Annotated in this window: 15 protein-coding genes; all 15 read left to right on the top strand. The window is 40.4% G+C overall.

Translation table 11 applies throughout. The features are described from left to right. Positions 1 to 14 precede the first annotated feature (14 nt). The gene (gene dapA, locus BM095_RS02920; RefSeq protein WP_091657874.1) at positions 15 to 884 is read left to right on the top strand and encodes a 4-hydroxy-tetrahydrodipicolinate synthase; all 870 of its coding nucleotides are present in this window, start codon (positions 15 to 17) and stop codon (positions 882 to 884) included. A gap of 312 nt (positions 885 to 1,196) precedes the next feature. Next, positions 1,197 to 2,864, top strand: coding sequence for a ribonuclease J (locus BM095_RS02915; protein ID WP_091657135.1), 1,668 nt, complete (start codon positions 1,197 to 1,199; stop codon positions 2,862 to 2,864). A 295-nt stretch (positions 2,865 to 3,159) separates the two neighbouring features. Continuing rightward, positions 3,160 to 3,930 (top strand): ClpP family protease, encoded by a 771-nt coding sequence (locus BM095_RS02910; protein ID WP_091657133.1) that lies wholly within the window; start codon positions 3,160 to 3,162, stop codon positions 3,928 to 3,930. After that, positions 3,927 to 4,133 (top strand): YlzJ-like family protein, encoded by a 207-nt coding sequence (locus tag BM095_RS02905; protein WP_091657130.1) that lies wholly within the window; start codon positions 3,927 to 3,929, stop codon positions 4,131 to 4,133. Before BM095_RS02910 ends, BM095_RS02905 begins: the two co-directional genes overlap by 4 nt. Positions 4,134 to 4,317: 184 nt before the next feature. Then, positions 4,318 to 6,645, top strand: coding sequence for a DNA translocase FtsK (locus tag BM095_RS02900; protein ID WP_091657127.1), 2,328 nt, complete (start codon positions 4,318 to 4,320; stop codon positions 6,643 to 6,645). Between the two features lie 35 nt (positions 6,646 to 6,680). Beyond that, positions 6,681 to 7,955 carry an EF-P 5-aminopentanol modification-associated protein YfmF gene (gene yfmF / locus BM095_RS02895; RefSeq protein ID WP_091657124.1) on the top strand — a complete coding sequence of 425 codons (1,275 nt, stop codon included), beginning with the start codon at positions 6,681 to 6,683 and terminating at the stop codon, positions 7,953 to 7,955. A gap of 1 nt (position 7,956) precedes the next feature. Beyond that, positions 7,957 to 9,246, top strand: a complete 1,290-nt coding sequence (gene yfmH / locus BM095_RS02890) for an EF-P 5-aminopentanol modification-associated protein YfmH (RefSeq protein ID WP_091657122.1) — start codon at positions 7,957 to 7,959, stop codon at positions 9,244 to 9,246. A 1-nt stretch (position 9,247) separates the two neighbouring features. Next, positions 9,248 to 9,967 (top strand): elongation factor P 5-aminopentanone reductase, encoded by a 720-nt coding sequence (ymfI, locus tag BM095_RS02885; protein WP_177194666.1) that lies wholly within the window; start codon positions 9,248 to 9,250, stop codon positions 9,965 to 9,967. 87 nt (positions 9,968 to 10,054) lie between these two features. Then, on the top strand, positions 10,055 to 10,309 hold the full coding sequence (locus tag BM095_RS02880) for a DUF3243 domain-containing protein (protein WP_091657115.1): 255 nt from the start codon (positions 10,055 to 10,057) through the stop codon (positions 10,307 to 10,309). 326 nt (positions 10,310 to 10,635) lie between these two features. Further along, entirely contained in the window at positions 10,636 to 11,412 is a 777-nt protein-coding gene (locus tag BM095_RS02875; RefSeq protein ID WP_091657112.1) for a DUF3388 domain-containing protein, read from the top strand. Between the two features lie 16 nt (positions 11,413 to 11,428). Next, positions 11,429 to 12,340, top strand: a complete 912-nt coding sequence (locus tag BM095_RS02870) for a helix-turn-helix domain-containing protein (RefSeq protein WP_177194665.1) — start codon at positions 11,429 to 11,431, stop codon at positions 12,338 to 12,340. 66 nt (positions 12,341 to 12,406) lie between these two features. Then, a complete protein-coding gene (gene pgsA, locus BM095_RS02865) occupies positions 12,407 to 12,985 on the top strand; it encodes a CDP-diacylglycerol--glycerol-3-phosphate 3-phosphatidyltransferase (RefSeq protein ID WP_091657106.1) in 579 nt (192 codons plus the stop codon). A 15-nt stretch (positions 12,986 to 13,000) separates the two neighbouring features. Beyond that, positions 13,001 to 14,236 (top strand): competence/damage-inducible protein A, encoded by a 1,236-nt coding sequence (locus BM095_RS02860; protein WP_091657103.1) that lies wholly within the window; start codon positions 13,001 to 13,003, stop codon positions 14,234 to 14,236. 74 nt (positions 14,237 to 14,310) lie between these two features. Next, positions 14,311 to 15,915: a DEAD/DEAH box helicase gene (locus BM095_RS02855; RefSeq protein WP_091657100.1), complete on the top strand. Its 1,605-nt coding sequence runs from the start codon at positions 14,311 to 14,313 to the stop codon at positions 15,913 to 15,915. Between the two features lie 546 nt (positions 15,916 to 16,461). After that, positions 16,462 to 17,508, top strand: coding sequence for a recombinase RecA (gene recA / locus BM095_RS02850; protein ID WP_091657099.1), 1,047 nt, complete (start codon positions 16,462 to 16,464; stop codon positions 17,506 to 17,508). The last annotated feature ends 187 nt before the right edge of the window (positions 17,509 to 17,695 follow it).

The raw sequence follows: 17,695 nt of genomic DNA, 5'->3' as shown, positions 1-17,695 counted from the left end.
GGGGCGGGGTGTCCTTGATATTTGGTCATTTGTTAACCGCTATGGTTACTCCTTTCGATGAAGAAGGGAAAATAGACCTTCCGGCACTGGAACCATTAATAGAACATTTAATAGCGACTGGTACGGAAGGGTTAGTTGTGGCAGGGACTACAGGTGAATCACCAACTCTTCGAACAGAAGAAAAACTCACGCTGTTCAAGAGAGTGAAAGAAATCACCGGTAACAGAGTGCATGTTATTGCTGGCACGGGTACGAATGATACTTCATATTCTGCCGAGTTGACAAGAAAAGCTGCTTCGATTGGAATAGATGGTACGATGGCAGTCACGCCGTACTATAATAAGCCGAATCAAGAAGGGATGTATCATCATTTCAAAACGATTGCCGAAGCTACTTCACTTCCGTTAATGATTTACAATATTCCTGGTAGGTGTATGGTTAATTTACAGGCAGACACTTTGATCCAGCTTTCTAAAATACCAAACATTACCTCGGTAAAAGAAGCGAGCGGTAATTTAGATCAAATTTCTGAGATTATCGAGAATACGCCATTAGATTTTCAAGTATACAGTGGTGATGATTCGACGACTTTACCGATTATGTCAATCGGTGGTACAGGAGTGGTATCGGTAGCATCTCATTTAATTGGTATGGAACTAACAAAAATGGTAAAAAGCTTTTTGTCTGGAAATGTGGTCGAGGCTTCGAAACTGCATCGACAGTTGCTCCCCAAAATGAAGGCATGTTTTCGGTCTCCAAATCCTATTCCATTGAAAGCCATTCTAGGTCATCTTGGTTTGGTGAAAAATCAAACCCGTTCTCCTCTTCTTCCTCTAGAAGAAAAAGAAACAAAAGAACTTCTTCATGTATTTAACCTGGCATAAAGCCAGGTTTTCTTTATCTTTATAACCGTACTAGGCGGGTATAGATGAGCTGATAGGCACTAAAAAGAACGCATAAACATACCAATTGGCGAGAAAGTCTTTATTTCATAGAAGGAAAAAAGAACAATGATAGTGACCTCATTGGTTATTCATCCATATTCAGGCTTGTATTTCCAAATTGAATTGAGTTATACTAACGAGAAGTGATCTGTACGGGCTGGCAAAGAATCACAGAGAACAAAGCAACTTTTGAATAAGCGGAGAAACTAGAGAAATCAAACTAAAACGTACCACAAATAGGAGGAAAGCAAGTTGGCAAAAGAGGCATTAAATAATATACGTGTGTTTGCCTTGGGCGGAGTCGGAGAAATCGGCAAAAACATGTATGTAGTAGAAACTGATGAAGATATTGTAATGTTAGACGCGGGATTAATGTTCCCAGAAGATGACATGTTAGGTGTTGATATTGTCATCCCAGACATTTCGTATATTGTTCAAAACAAAGATCGTTTTCGAGCAATCATACTTACACATGGACACGAGGATCACATAGGAGCGTTACCTTACATCCTTAGAAAGGTGAATGTGCCAGTTTACGGAACCAAATTAACGTTAGGTTTGGTAGAAGACCATTTAAAAGAAAAAGGTCTTCATAAAAAGTCTGACTTACGTATGATCGATCGTAACAGCAAAATGACGGTTGGTAATCTTCCAATCAGCTTTTTTCATACTAACCATAGCATTCCAGATTCTGTAGGAGTTGTGATCGAATCTCCGCAAGGATTGATTGTTTATACAGGTGACTTCAAGTTTGACCAAAGACCAGTTGACGGACAATTTATAGATATTGACAAACTATCTCAACTTGGTAAAAAAGGCGTTCTATGTTTACTATCGGATAGCACGAATGCGGAACGGCCAGGTATTACACCTTCTGAAACAACAACTGGCCAAGGAATAAAAGAAGTTTTTCAAGAAGCAGAAGGACGTATTATTGTGACCACCTTTGCTTCGAACATCCATAGAATTCAACAAGTAATTGATGCAGCAATGAAGCAAAATAGAAAAATTGCAATTGTTGGTCATACGATGAGTAAAGTGATCGATATTGCCCGGCAGCTAGGCTATTTAGATTCACCGGATGAATTGTTCATTGATACTGAGAAAGTAAATGAGCTCCCTTCGTCGGAAGTGACCATCCTTTGTACGGGAAGCCAAGGAGAACCAATGTCTGCTCTTGCAAGAATGGCTAAAGGAGCTCACCGTCAAATCACAATCGAAAAAGGTGATACGGTTATCATCGCTGCCAATCCGATCCCTGGAAATGAAAAGTCTGTGTCAAGAATTATTGACTTTTTATACCGTATCGGGGCGGAAGTAGTTTATGGAGAGCGCAATGTTCATGCTTCAGGACACGGCAGTCAGGAAGAATTAATGCTGATGCTGAATATTTTAAAGCCTGATTATTTTATTCCTGTTCACGGAGAGTATCGCATGCAATATGCTCACGGAGAACTTGCCGAACTCGTTGGAGTCCAACGGGAGCACATTTATTTAATAGAAAAGGGAGAATGTATAGAGTTTACTGATGGAAAAGCGAGACAAAGCGGAAAGGTTCCATCTGGAAATGTACTAATTGATGGACTAGGCGTTGGTGACGTAGGAAATATCGTTCTCCGAGATAGAAGACTTCTATCCGAAGACGGCATTTTAGTTGTAGTTGTGACATTGAGTAAAAAGACAAAAGGGATCGCGTCGGGACCTGATATTATTTCAAGAGGCTTCGTCTATGTACGGGAATCAGAAGAATTGCTTCAAGAAGCAAATAAGAGAGTGTCAGCAACATTAGAAAAATGTATGCAGGAAAATATTAACGAATGGTCCACCCTCAAAAGCAGCATTCGAGACGTTTTAAGTCGTTATCTCTATGAGAAGACAAAACGCCGACCTATGATACTGCCAATCATTATGGAAGTATAGAGAAAAGGACGTCTTTCCAACAGAAACAATTGGTGTCAGTCTCCTCCTTTCACGCAAGATATGATGTCATTATCCTGCTGAAGGAGGGGATTTTTTTGCGAAAAGGGCACATGACGTTCTAAGGGAATACTCTTAGTTTTTAGAAAAAGTCAACACGTCCGTTGGCACAAATGGGAGCATTTTCATTTTTACAATGTACTCTCCAAGCAAGACAATCGAGAAAATGTCTTGTTTCCCGTATGTTATGAAAGTAGGGTGTCATACTAAACATACCACCATAAAGGAGGTATTATGGATGCCTGAAAATCAAAATCCTTCCACAACAGAGCCATCAGCCCCGACTCCGTCGCAGCCATCACAGCCGGCTCAAAACCCAAATAATGACCAAAAATCGAATCTTGTACAAAAGATACAAGAGCTTGGACAAACCAACGTAGCAGAAATGGAAAATTCAAACATTCATTGTATCACGATTGTTGGCCAAATTGAGGGTCATATGCAACTGCCCCCTCAAAACAAAACGACGAAATATGAACATATTATTCCGCAGCTGGTAGCGGCAGAGCAAAATCCAAAAATTGAAGGGTTATTATTGATATTAAATACAGTAGGTGGAGACGTTGAAGCGGGTCTTGCTATGTCTGAAATGGTAGCAAGCATGAGTAAACCGACTGTGGCTTTAGTGTTAGGGGGAGGACATTCTATTGGGGTGCCGATCGCTGTAGCCGCAGATCACTCATTTATCGCTGAGACGGCTACTATGACTATCCACCCTATTCGTCTAACAGGTCTTGTAATCGGTGTACCACAAACTTTTGAATATCTTGATAAAATGCAAGAACGAGTGATTAATTTTGTGACAAGACACTCCAATATCAAAGAAGAGCATTTTAAAGATCTTATGTTCGCTAAAGGAAATTTAACAAGGGATATAGGCACGAATGTGATTGGTAGAGATGCAGTTGAAAATGGTCTCATCAATGAAGTAGGGGGAATAGGAAACGCCCTAAAGCGATTAAATATGTTAATTGACGAGAATAAACAGAATGGAGATATGCTTCAATGATTTTATATACTCCGTTGTCCAATGAAGAGATTTTTCCAGCCGATGAGAAAGAATGGGAGCAGCGTAAAGATATACCGATCGAGTTTGGTATGGTAACAATCCGTAAAGAATCTGATAAATGGACCGTCTGCTGTTTACAAAGTTCGAACCCTCAAGATTATTTATCACCAAAATATCAGCCTGGCACAGAGTGGGTTTTATGATACGTGCAAAAAAGTTCTTATTCTGGCAAACTATGCATAATTAGCTGCTTGAAAAGGAAAGAAAGGAAATTTGTGCTATAATAATAGAATAGAGTATACGAAGGCTGTCTCTTCCCATTTCGGGAGACAGCCTGCTTTATGCTTACATACAATTAATTACTCCAGTGAGAGTGGAGGTGAGAGTGTGGCTAAAAAAAGGAAAAAACGAAGCAAACGAAAATATGAGAAAAAGTGGAAAGAGCAAGTGAAATACGAGCTTACCGGTTTAATTTTATTTACATTTGGGATTTTGGCTTTATTTCATTTAGGACGAGCAGGGGAAGTAACTTTGTCACTATTCCGTTTTATCGCAGGGGAATGGTATCCCTTGTTGAATATTGGTCTTCTTATTATAGCAGCCGCTTTGATTATTTATCGCAGAATACCAAAATTAACAGGTAAGAGGTTAAGCGGGATATACTTGGCCATTTTAACTCTGTTATTACTCAGTCATGTCCAGATGTTCGAAAATTTAGGTGCATACGGCGAGTATATGGAGTCCTCAGCCATTGTCACAACTTGGGAGTTGTTTATCCTCGATCCGTTTGATCAAGGCCGGGTTGATGATATAGGAGGAGGAATGCTTGGGGCAGTCTTATTTGTATTCATGTATTTTCTATTTGATACAGGAGGCACCCGCCTGGTAGCTATGTTATTATTTCTTCTCTCGTTCTTATTAATCACTGGTCTGTCGATCCAAGACATTGTTCAATACTTTACAAAAAAGGCTGGGCCTATGCTAAAACAATCGTTGGCTTCATTAAATAGTAAAGCGCTTGAGCAAAAAAAGAAATTGCAGAATCAAGAATGGAACAAAAGAGCTAAGAAACAAACTATTCAGGAACAAACGGATATCTCAACAAATACAGATGAACCGACAGATAATACAGAGCCTGTTATCTACAATTTTGCCGAGCAAGCTTATCCTACAGAACAGGTTAACCGAGAAAGCTCTTCAAAAGATCAAGGTGAGGGTAGAAAAGAGGAAGAAGTAGATGTACAAACAGCATTTATATCTACAGAGGAAGAAAATAAAGACTATACATTACCTCCTGTGTCATTATTAGGTGCGCCCGAATATAACAATCAAAACCATGAACGCGGATTAATCTCTTCAAACGCGCGTAAACTAGAAGAAACGTTAAATAGTTTTGGTGTGAAAGCGCGTGTGAATGAAGTACACTTAGGACCAGCTGTAACGAAATATGAAGTACAACCAGACACGGGTGTAAAGGTGAGCAAGATTGTCAATTTAGCAGATGATTTGGCGTTGGCACTTGCTGCGAAAGACATACGTATGGAAGCGCCTATTCCTGGCAAGTCTGCAATCGGCATTGAAGTGCCCAATCAAGAAATAGCAATGGTCACTTTGCGAGAAGTGCTAGAAGCTGGTTCAAAAAAAGAGGAACATGTCCTCACGGTAGGATTAGGAAGAGATATTTCTGGCGAACCAGTCCTTGCTTCTCTTCATAAAATGCCTCACCTGTTAGTTGCCGGTGCTACGGGAAGTGGTAAAAGTGTTTGTATCAACGGCATCATCACAAGTATTCTTGTGAAAGCGAAACCACATGAAGTGAAATTAATGATGATTGATCCGAAGATGGTTGAATTAAATGTGTATAATGGCATTCCTCATTTGCTTGCTCCTGTCGTGACCGAACCAAAAAAAGCAGCTCAAGCGTTAAAAAAAGTTGTTGCAGAAATGGAGAGAAGATATGATTTATTCTCTCATGCAAGTGTTAGAAACATTGAAGGATATAATGAATGGATAAAAAAACACAATAATACAGAAGAAGCAAAACAGCCTGAACTGCCATATATCGTTGTAATTGTAGACGAATTGGCTGATCTTATGATGGTAGCATCAAGTGAAGTGGAAGATGCTATTACAAGACTGGCTCAAATGGCTAGAGCGGCCGGGATCCACATGATCATCGCGACCCAGCGGCCATCTGTTGATGTTATTACAGGTGTTATTAAAGCGAACATTCCATCAAGAATAGCATTCGGTGTTTCCAGTCAAACGGATTCTAGAACAATTTTAGATGCCTCAGGAGCTGAGAAACTATTAGGAAAAGGAGACATGCTTTTCCAGCCGGTTGGCTCCAATAAAACGACGCGCGTGCAAGGTGCCTTCGTTTCTGATGAAGAAGTGGAAACAATAGTGAACGCAGTAGTTGAACAGCAGCAAGCAAGTTATCAGGAAGAAATGATTCCAGATGACAAACCAGAGGTACAGAAAGAAGTCCAAGATGAGTTATTTGATGAAGCAGTTCAGCTCATTATTCAAATGCAAAGTGCTTCTGTATCGATGCTGCAACGCAGGTTTCGGATCGGATATACACGAGCGGCAAGATTAATTGATGAAATGGAAATGCGAGGCATTGTTGGGCCATACGAAGGTAGTAAGCCACGTGAAGTGTTAGTCAGCCAATATCCAGAGCAGCCGAATCAAGAAATGAATACACAGTGAAAAAAGCATTTATATTAGAAGGAGGCAAACTAGTTATGTTAGATGAAAACGTGATGAACAATAAGGGACTTCACATCCATTTGTTATCTACGCCTAAATACAAAACAACTACAATTGCTTTACAAATAAGATCAAACTTATCAAGAGAAACAGCAACAGAACGAGCATTATTAACACAAGTCCTAAAAAGCGCGACAAAATCACTCCCTTCTCGAAAAGAAATTCGTCGGTATTTAGATGAATTATATGGAGCTTCTTTTTCCGCTGATGTTCAGAAAAAGGGTGAGCAGCATATTATATCCTTAAAAATGGAATTAGCAAACGAGAAATACTTACGCGACACCACACCCCTCTTTGAAAAAGGCCTCCACTTTTTAAGAGAGGTTGTGGAAGAGCCATCATTTGAAAGCGATCATACTTTTTCGGAGAAAGTGATTCATGAAGAGAAGCGAACTCTGAAACAACGTCTCCATTCTATTTACGATGATAAAATCCGTTATGCCAATCAACGCCTGCTAGAGATTATGTGTGAAGATGAACCATTTTCTGTACATCCTTTCGGTATTCTCGAACGGGTGGACCAGATTACGAATGAAGACCTGATAAATGAGTATAAAAGAATGTTGAATGAAGATGACTTCCGTTTGTATATTGTGGGAGATGTCTCGGAGGAAGAAGTTCAAAAAGCCTCCAATACATTTACCATTCAATCCAGAGAAAGTAGTAATTTCTCTACAAGACCTTCCCCAATAAAGAGAGAAGAAACGCAAGAAGTGAAAGAAACGGATGATATTCAACAAGGGAAGCTGCATCTTGGTTACCGGACTTCCATTACATTTGATGACGACAACTTTACTGCTATGCAAGTGCTAAATGGTTTGTTCGGTGGTTTTCCACATTCTAAACTGTTCTTAAATGTGAGAGAAAAAGAAAGTTTAGCATATTATGCTGCCTCTCGTTACGAAAGCCACAAAGGACTGGTTCTCGTTTTTGCTGGGATTGAAGCCTCCAATTATGAAAAGGCAATGAAAATTATAGATGAGCAATTAGTTGATATTCAAGAAGGACAATTTTCAGAAGAGGCCATCAAGCAAACAAAAAGCATGCTCAAAAATCAGCTGCTTGAAACAGCAGACTCTGCAAGAGGGGTTATTGAATTATATTATCAAGGTATCATTGGCAATAAGAAAAGAAACCTTGACGATTGGCTGCAAGAGATTGAAAAAGTAACAAGAGAAGATGTGATTTCATGTGCGAGAGAACTACACTTAGATACGCGTTACTTTTTACATGGGAAGGAGAGTAACTAATATGGAACAAATGTCTTTTAAACAATTAAATGAAACGATCTATAAAGAAGTGCTACCCAACGGTTTAACTGTTTTTATTCTGCCGAAGCCGGGGTATCATAAAACCTTTGCAACATTTACAACGAATTATGGTTCCATTGACAACCATTTCGTTCCTATTGGAGGAGAGGAACCTGTTTCCGTTCCTGATGGGATTGCTCACTTTTTAGAACATAAAATGTTCGAAGACGAACAGGGAGATGTTTTTCATACGTTCGGTGAGCAAGGGGCATCGGCGAATGCTTTTACGAGTTTTACGAAAACTGCTTATTTATTTTCGAGCACACAATCGATCGATGAAAACTTAGAAACATTGCTTGACTTCGTGCAACACCCGTATTTCACAGTCGACAGCGTAGAAAAAGAAAAAGGCATTATTGAACAGGAAATCCGTATGTATGAGGATAATGCTGATTGGCAGTTGTTCTTTCGACTACTCCGTAATATGTATCACAATCATCCCGTGAAAATTGACATAGCGGGAACGGTTGATTCTATTCAAGAAATTACGAAAGAAGATTTGTACACCTGTTATGAAACATTTTATCACCCATCAAATATGGTCTTATTTATTGCAGGAGAAGCGAATCCGGAACATATGATGGGATTAATTAAAGAAAATCAAAGTAGCAAAACGTTTAAAGAGCCCGAAGAAATTACGAGAAAGTTCGAGAATGAACCTGAACATGTAGCTAATGAACGAAGTGTAACACCGATGAGTGTTAATACACCAAAATGTATGGTTGGTTATAAAATTCCACCTAGCGATAAACAAGGAAATGATTTACTGCGGTATGAATTATCTATGGATTTATTACTTGAGATGTTGTTTGGCACGGGGTCGGATGCACACGAGTCCTTATATGCAGATGGTTTAATTGATGACTCCTTTTCGACGGATTTCTCTGTTGATCGTTCCTTTTCCTTTGCTGTGATTGGTGGAGATACGTCTAATCCTGATGAATTAGAGAAGCGGATTAATCAAATCATGGAGAACGCAAAGGTTTCTGGAGTGAGTAGAGAACAACTGGAAAGAGTACGAAAGAAGAGAATAGGTAACTTTTTAAAACAGTTAAATTCTCCAGAATTCATTGCAAATCAATATACCGGTTATGTTTTTTCTAATATACACTTATTTGAAATGCTCCCGGTTTTAGAAACAATTACGTATGAAGAGATCAACGAATTACTCCGCTCCCAATTTAAAAAGAACAGACAAGCAGTCTCTCAAATTGTGAAGAAGGCGAATTAAAGTGGCCGCATATACGTTAATAACCGGAGCGAGTGGTGCTATCGGTAAAGCAATTGCATTGGAGGTCGCTCGGAAAAATAAACCTCTTTTTTTACATTATCATCAATCAAAAGATGAAGTGCTAAATATTAAGGACAAATGTGAAGAGTTCCACATCCCCGTTGAGCTTATTCAAGGAGATTTATCATTACGTGGTGGGGCTGATCACGTGTATAACCAGCTGCATTCTCCTGTAGATACGCTTATATATAATTGTGGAGTGTCTAAGTATGGCCTGTACCAAGAGACGACCGATGAAGAAATTTACCGACTTGCTCATGTTCATTTACTGAATGCGATGATATTAGCTAAGAAGCTGTTGCCAGATATGATTTTTCGAAAGAAAGGCAATATGGTTTTTATATCTTCTATTTGGGGCGAGAGAGGTGCTGCACTGGAAGTAGCATACTCTGCCATGAAAGGCGGAGTGAATGCCTTTGTGAAGGCTCTTGCAAAAGAAACCGCCCGATCAGGTGTGAGAGTGAATGCTATTGCACCTGGAGTCATGGATACTCCTATGATGAATGATATTTCTGATGTAGACCTATTAGAATTAAGAGAGGAATTACCATCGGGGCGTTTTGGCAAGGCAGAAGAAGCAGCGCAAGCAGTATCATTTTTAACCGGACCGCAGTCCAGTTATGTAAATGGACATATTTTAGATGTGAATGGTGGATGGTAATTCAATTTTTCAATTGATAAAGTACTGCATAATATTCTCTCTTTTGTTCATCCTATAAAGGACGACACCTTAAAGGAGGGAACAGTTATGTCAGTATTAAATAACTGGGATCAATGGAAACAGTTTTTGGATAATAAGTTAGATCAGGCAAAACAAGGTGGGATGGCTGAAAATGTTATTTCAGACGTCGCTTATCAAGTTGGTGACTACTTAGCCAATGAAGTTGATCCAAAAAATGAACAAGAACGTGTGCTGTCAGATCTCTGGAAAGTAGCAGATGAGCGTGAACAACACGCTATTGCCAACATGATGGTTAAATTGGTCCAAACAGATAACAGATAAAACTACAGATTTAGCGTGTGTTTCTACATGTTAAAAATTATAGGAAGAGTAGGGGCTGTCCTTCATTTATTGAAGGACAGTTTCTTTTAGAATAGTTGCAAGCCTGTCCCTTCATTACCATCAATTCATTTCCAGTGTTGCCAGCACAACCGGCGTTTCTCAAACGCTACCGCCAATGGGAGGCACCTTCTTTTCTTTTTCATGACCATAACCGGAATCGCTCATATTTACAGGTAAATATAGTGTTAGGTCTGTTCAAATGTAAAAAAATAGCGTAAAATGACAGGTAACTGATGATGCTTTCTGTCTGCAGAGGAGAGAGTGGAATGGACGAAAAAAAAGAATGGTACTTAGAGTATGAAATCCACCAAAACCGCCCCGGGCTCTTAGGTGACATTTCGTCCTTATTAGGGAAACTATCCATCAACATTGTCTCTATTAATGGAGTAGAAATGAGTCGGCGCGTTATGCTGATTCGAAGTAAACATGACGATCAAATTACGAGACTTAGAGCTATTTTAGACACCATAGACAGCATAACTGTCCGCAAGATTCGTGAACCTAAGCTGCGTGATCGTTTGGCGGTGATGCACGGCCGTTACATAGAAAGAGACACGGATCAGAAAAAGACATTTCGTTTTGTTCGTGATGAGTTAGGAATATTGGTTGATTTTATGGCGGAACTGTTTAAAAAAGACCGCCATTATCTTGTTGGCTTAAGAGGAATGCCAAGAGTTGGAAAAACGGAATCTCTTGTAGCTGCGAGCGTTTGTGCAAATAAGCGCTGGTCTTTTATTTCTTCTACCTTATTGCGACAAACGGTCAGAAGTCAGCTTGCTGATGATGAATTGGAAGGCGGACATGTTTACATCATTGATGGAATTGTCTCTATGATGCGTGCATCAGAAAAACATAGAATGTTAGTAGATGAGATTATGAGACTTCCAGCCGTTAAAGTAGTGGAGCATCCGGATATTTTTGTTCGAGAATCCTCCTATACGCTTGATGATTTCGACTGCATTATTGAATTAAGAAATGATGAAGATGAGGAGATTTCTTATGAAATTGTTGAAACCGGTTTTTCTTCTTTTGATATCAGTTAGGTGGTAGGTGTTAATATTGTCAGAGCTTGGTCATTATTTAAAAACAAAAAGAGAAGAACAAGGAATTTCACTTGAAAGATTAAAGGAATTAACGAAAATACAAAAGCGATATCTTGCTGCTATCGAAGAAGGACGACATGAAGCACTTCCGGGTGCGTTTTATGCGAGGGCATTTGTGAAAAGTTACTCAGAAGCGCTTGGTTTAAATCCGGAAGAAGTGTTAGAAACATACGGTTCAGAACTTCCTCAACCGAAGCAACAGACGAATGACTTTCCATCACGGGCGGAGAGAACGAAATCTCAGAGACCTAAAAAGAAGAAAAAATCTGCTTTTGCACCTGTCGTTTTTGGTATTATCTTTTTTGTTGTGGTAGCAGCTGGTATTTATCTAGTGATACAAGGTACTGCTAATAACGGTTCAGGGGGAATAGCACCCGAAGATGATCCATCCATTGAAGTCGATTCAAATGACGATCAAACAACGGATACAGAAGATAATAATGAATCTTCTGAAGAACCTGCTTCAGAAGACGAGGAAGAATCAGTAACCGATGAACAGGAACAAGAAGAAAATGAAGAAAATGAAGCAGAAGAAAAGACAGAAGATGATCAGTCTGTTCCTGAACTCGTATCTACAAATAATCGTCGTTCTGTATATGACGCTTCCAATGTGGAGGAAATGGTGTTGGAAATTGAGCTTGACGGGAACTCTTATTTGGATGTTCAGGATGAGAGTGGTTCTGTAATAGAAGACTTTGCCGGAGTTCAGCCTGGGGATACGGTAGAGCTTGATTACAGTGATCGAGATTACGTCAACGTAAACATAGGAAATACCACAGCTGTAACTGTTCGATTTAATGGAGAAGTCATTGAATATCCTGATGATGCCGTACATCAATATCTCATTTTTGATAAAACGGTTGATTAAAACCCCGCGGGCCTGGAGACGCGCCCGGGGGATTTTTTACTGTAACTGTTGGAAATGGGGGAAATTATGAACCTGCCTAATAAGATATCTATCGCAAGGATTTGTCTGATTCCTATTTTTATGGTCTTTTTACTTGTCCCCTTACCGCTTGGGACTTGGGATATCTATGGAGAAGTGTTACCAATTTCTCATGTACTAGGATGTCTATTATTTGTCATTGCCGCTGCAACCGATTGGCTGGATGGTTACCTCGCCAGGAAATACAATTTAATTAGTAACTTCGGGAAATTTCTTGATCCATTAGCAGATAAGCTGTTAGTCACTGCTGCCTTGCTTTCGCTTATTGAACTTCAGATGCTTCCAGCTTGGATGGCTATTATTATTTTAAGCCGTGAATTTGCGGTCACGGGCATGCGACTAGTTGCCGCAGCTGATGGACACGTTATTGCTGCGAGTCCTCTCGGAAAGTGGAAAACACTGTTTCAAATGGCAGCCTTAGCGGTGTTATTGCTTCATAACTTTCCATTTTCCATCTGGAATATCCCTGTAGGTATGCTTCTTATGTGGATTGCTGTACTGCTTACAATCATTTCAGGAATTGATTACTTTTTGAAAAATAGACATGTCTTTAAACATTCTATGTAGGGTGAGGTGGGTAACATGAATGCAGAAATCATTGCAGTAGGATCAGAGCTCTTACTAGGTCAAATTGCGAATACGAATGGTCAATATTTATCTGCAGAGCTTGCAGGAATTGGGATTAACGTTTACCGGCATACTGTGGTAGGGGATAATAAAGAAAGATTGAAGACAGCTATTAAAGAAGCATGTGAGCGCGCAGATTTTGTTCTTCTTACGGGAGGACTAGGACCGACAGAAGATGATTTAACGAAGGAAACTGTTTCGGAAATAACGGGTGCGGCTTTAACATACCATACACCGACATTAGAGAAAATAAAATGTTACTTTGAACAGAGCAAGAAACGTATGTCACCGAATAACAAGAAGCAAGCTCACTATACAGAAGGCAGTGAAGTATTTTATAATAGGGCTGGTATGGCATGCGGTATGGCTCTAAAGTTAGATGGTACACGAATTATTCTTCTTCCTGGCCCCCCTCGAGAATTAAAAACGATGTATTGGAATGATGTTAAGCCTTATTTGTTAAAAGAAGTAGGCGGAGAATCTCTTGTTCTGTCTAGAGTTCTTCGGTTCTTTGGTATTGGAGAATCCAGTCTGGAAGAAGAGCTTATTGATCTGATTCAGGCGCAAACAAATCCGACCATTGCACCGCTTGCTTCGGATGGAGAAGTATCGATTCGTCTCACAGCGAAAGTGCAAGAGCATAAAGAAGGCATAAAGCTTTTAGATAATATGGAAGAAAAAATTAAAACTAGAGTTGGAAAGTACATGTATGGTCGTGAGGATGAAACGTTACCTTTTCATGTAGTGAGGCTATTGAAAGATCAACACGTAACGATTGCGGCTGCAGAAAGTATTACGGGTGGCTGGTTTTCAAAAGCTCTCGTAGATATTAGCGGAGCATCGAGCGTTTTAACTGGCTCAGCCACGACATACTCTCTAGAAGCGAAAGAACGAGTGCTAGGGATAGAGAGGTCACTCTTATCTACTCATGGTGCGGTGAGTAAAGAGTGTGCCGAAGCAATGGCTGAAAAAGCACGATTGTTATATGGCTCTGACTTAGGTATCAGTTTTACAGGTGTAGCAGGGCCGGACGCATTAGAAGGACATCAACCAGGTACAGTGTGGATTGGACTTGCTGATTCAAAACGAACAGCTTCTCATGTATTACACCTTGCTGGTGGGCGCGACCAGATTCGTCGATTGTCCGTTTATTATGGCTGCTGGCATTTATTAAGATTTATGAAAAACTAATCAGGAAAAGTTAAAAACCATGGTTTTCTAATTTTTAAGGAACTTGGTTATTGAAAGAAAAAAGGTGGTAACAAATGACGTATTTTGATGATTTTGATATAAAACCTGAAATTAAAAAAGCAATCCGAGAAATGGGATTTGAAGAACCCTCTCCGATCCAAGAAAAAGCAATCCCTGCGATTTTAAAAGGAGACGATGTCATTGGACAAGCCCAGACCGGCACTGGTAAGACGGCTGCCTTTGGAATTCCTCTCATCAATCGCATTACGAATGACAATCACGTTCAAGCTGTTATATTGACACCGACTAGAGAATTGGCCATTCAAGTTTCGGGGGAACTTCAAAAATTGTCTAGGCATGTAAATGTTCGGACCCTGCCAATTTACGGTGGACAATCGATTGGACATCAAATCAAGGCTTTAAAACAAGGAGTTCAAATAGTGATCGGTACTCCTGGACGTCTTCAAGACCATTTACGCCGTAAAACGTTGCGGCTTGACCGAGTAAACACGGTAGTTCTTGATGAAGCTGATGAAATGCTTGATATGGGTTTTGTCGATGACATTGAAGCGATATTGAAGCAAGTCAATGTCGACCGACAAACTCTATTGTTTTCAGCCACGATGCCCCAGGCGATTCGTAAGCTTTCAAAACGCTACATGGTTAAGCCTGTGACAGTATCTATTAATAAAAGTGAAGTGACAGCCCCTTCGATTGACCAGGCCTATTACAAAGTTTTAGAAAAAAATAAACAGGAATCACTTTGTCGTATTTTGGACAGCCAAAATCCTGATTTAGGGATTATTTTTTGTCGTACGAAAAAAGGGGTTGCTGAATTGACAGAAGCACTGCAGGCTAGAGGGTATCTCGTTGATGGGCTTCATGGAGACTTGACCCAGCCGCAACGGGACGCGGTCATGAAAAAGTTTAGAGAGGGCACGATAGAATTTCTCGTCGCGACAGATGTTGCGGCACGCGGGATAGACGTACAAAATATTAGTCACGTCATCAACTTTGATATTCCTCAAGATCCTGAAAGCTATGTGCATCGTATTGGCAGAACAGGCAGAGCCGGACGTACCGGTCAGGCGATTACTTTAGTCACTCCTCGGGAAATGAAGCATTTGCGTTCCATTGAGGCAGAAATAAAAATGTCGATCCCATCTAAAACGGTTCCGTCTATTGAAGAAGTTGTGGAGAAGCAGCAGGAATCATGGAAAAATTTGATTGTCGATCAACTGAATGATGACGAAGATTTGGCGTTGTTTAACGAGCTGGCTGAAGATCTTCTTCTTGAGTATGAACCGAAAGATATCGTTCGTTCCCTTATGAAACTTAATTTTTCAGCTGCAATTGGAGAAAATGACCCGGGCTACAATTTCGGAGAGACCGGAGGAGCGAAAGGTATGACAAGATTCTTCATCAACGTGGGTCGAAACGTAAATATGAGCCCTAAAGTACTTATTGATGAAATCTCGGACGCAGTCGGCATTCCAGGCAAAGCCATCGGACGGATAGATATATTTGACAAATTTACATTCGTAGAAGTACCGGAAGAAGTAGCTCCATTTGTATATGAAGCCTTGCGTTATTCCCGCATTAACGGAGCAAGAGTAAACCTAGAACCCGCTAAGCCTCGCCCGAAACGAAATCAATCAAATTCGCGCTCTACTAGATAATAGCAATTTATTCTGCATAAAACTGTTCAAAGACACAAAGTCTTTGAACAGTTTTCGTTTTTGTGTAAAAGAAATTTCACTATCAATAAATCGAATAAATGTTCGTAAAAGTGTTGGCAAAATACTTTAAAAAAGGTATGATAATAAAGGGATAACATAACGGCCTCACTAAAAGAAAAGGGTCAGGTGGCGACGAACGGGAAAGCAGCAGTTGAACTCCCGCAGGCTTAAAAAGGTCTGATTAAGGCGTTGTCTGTCGGTAAGAAGTTTCAGAAAAAGCAATTTCAAAGCCATTGTATAGATGCGCCCGACACTCTAACTTTTAAAGAAAGGTGCATAGCACTCGCCTATCGGACACGAGCGTCGCTAAGGGAATGAAACTTGTAGTACCGATAGCGTTGTAGCTGAATTGCAACGCCAAAATGGCATGCTTTCCTAACTTCAAAAAACAGCCCTTTTTTACACAGTCGGTCTCTCTTTCATAGGGGTGAAAGAGTACACAGTTGTCAAGATAGATATAACTTTCCATAAAGGAGATAGATAAGCATGAGTGAAAGAAAAGCCGCTCTGGACCAGGCTCTACGAAACATAGAAAAGCAATTCGGTAAAGGCTCTATCATGAAGTTGGGAGAGCAGGCAGAGAAGAGAGTGTCCACTATTTCTAGCGGGGCTTTAGCTGTTGACATCGCGCTGGGAGTAGGCGGTTATCCGCGAGGAAGAATTGTTGAAATATATGGTCCTGAATCTTCCGGTAAAACGACAGTTGCGCTTCATGCGATTGCCGAGGTTCAGAGAAAAGGAGGCCAGGCTGCTTTTATTGATGCTGAGCATGCCCTTGATCCTTCTTATGCAGAAAAACTAGGTGTGAACATCGATGAGCTTCTTTTATCCCAACCTGATACAGGGGAACAAGCTCTTGAAATCGCTGAAGCACTTGTACGTAGCGGAGCAGTTGATATCATTGTCGTTGACTCGGTTGCTGCCCTCGTACCTAAAGCAGAAATTGAAGGCGAAATGGGAGATAGCCACGTAGGTCTTCAAGCGCGCCTAATGTCACAAGCTCTTCGAAAGCTATCCGGGGCTATCAGTAAATCAAATTCAATAGCTGTATTTATAAACCAAATTCGTGAGAAAGTAGGCGTCATGTTTGGGAGTCCTGAAACCACAACTGGTGGTCGTGCTCTTAAATTCTATTCCTCCGTTCGCTTGGAAGTTCGCCGGGCGGAGACGTTGAAACAAGGAAACGAAATGGTTGGTAACAGAACTCGAATTAAAGTGGTGAAAAACAAAGTAGCACCTCCGTTTAAACAAGCTGAAGTCGATATTATGTATGGAGAAGGAATTTCAAGAGAAGGTTCAATACTTGATATCGGTGCGGAGTTAGATATTGTCCAAAAAAGCGGTGCGTGGTACTCCTATGAAGGAGAACGACTTGGACAAGGAAGAGAGAACTCTAAACAGTATTTAAAAGAGAATCAGGACGTGACAGCTGCCATCGAAGCAAGTATCCGCGATCATTATGGTCTAACGGCAGGAGAGGGAGATGGAACACAACAGGAAGTCAGCGCTCCGCTCATTGAAGAGGAAGAGTAAAGTTAATAGTATGTTTAATCATTCAAGCGGGGGACTCACCACTCCAAGCCATGGTTGTAAGTAGCGTTCCCGTTGAAAGACTGTTTACCTTTTTCATTTCACAGGTATGCAGTCTTTTTTTGAAAAATCACCTCAGTGGCCGGCAAAACTTCCTTGAGGAAAATTTTAGAGGATGTCTGAAGAAATG

Origin of the sequence: Alteribacillus iranensis, from assembly GCF_900113025.1 — a bacterium.
GTDB classification, from domain to species: domain Bacteria; phylum Bacillota; class Bacilli; order Bacillales; family Marinococcaceae; genus Alteribacillus_A; species Alteribacillus_A iranensis.
Note: the sequence above shows the minus strand (reverse complement) of the source record. Positions and strands in the feature narration are given on the sequence as shown.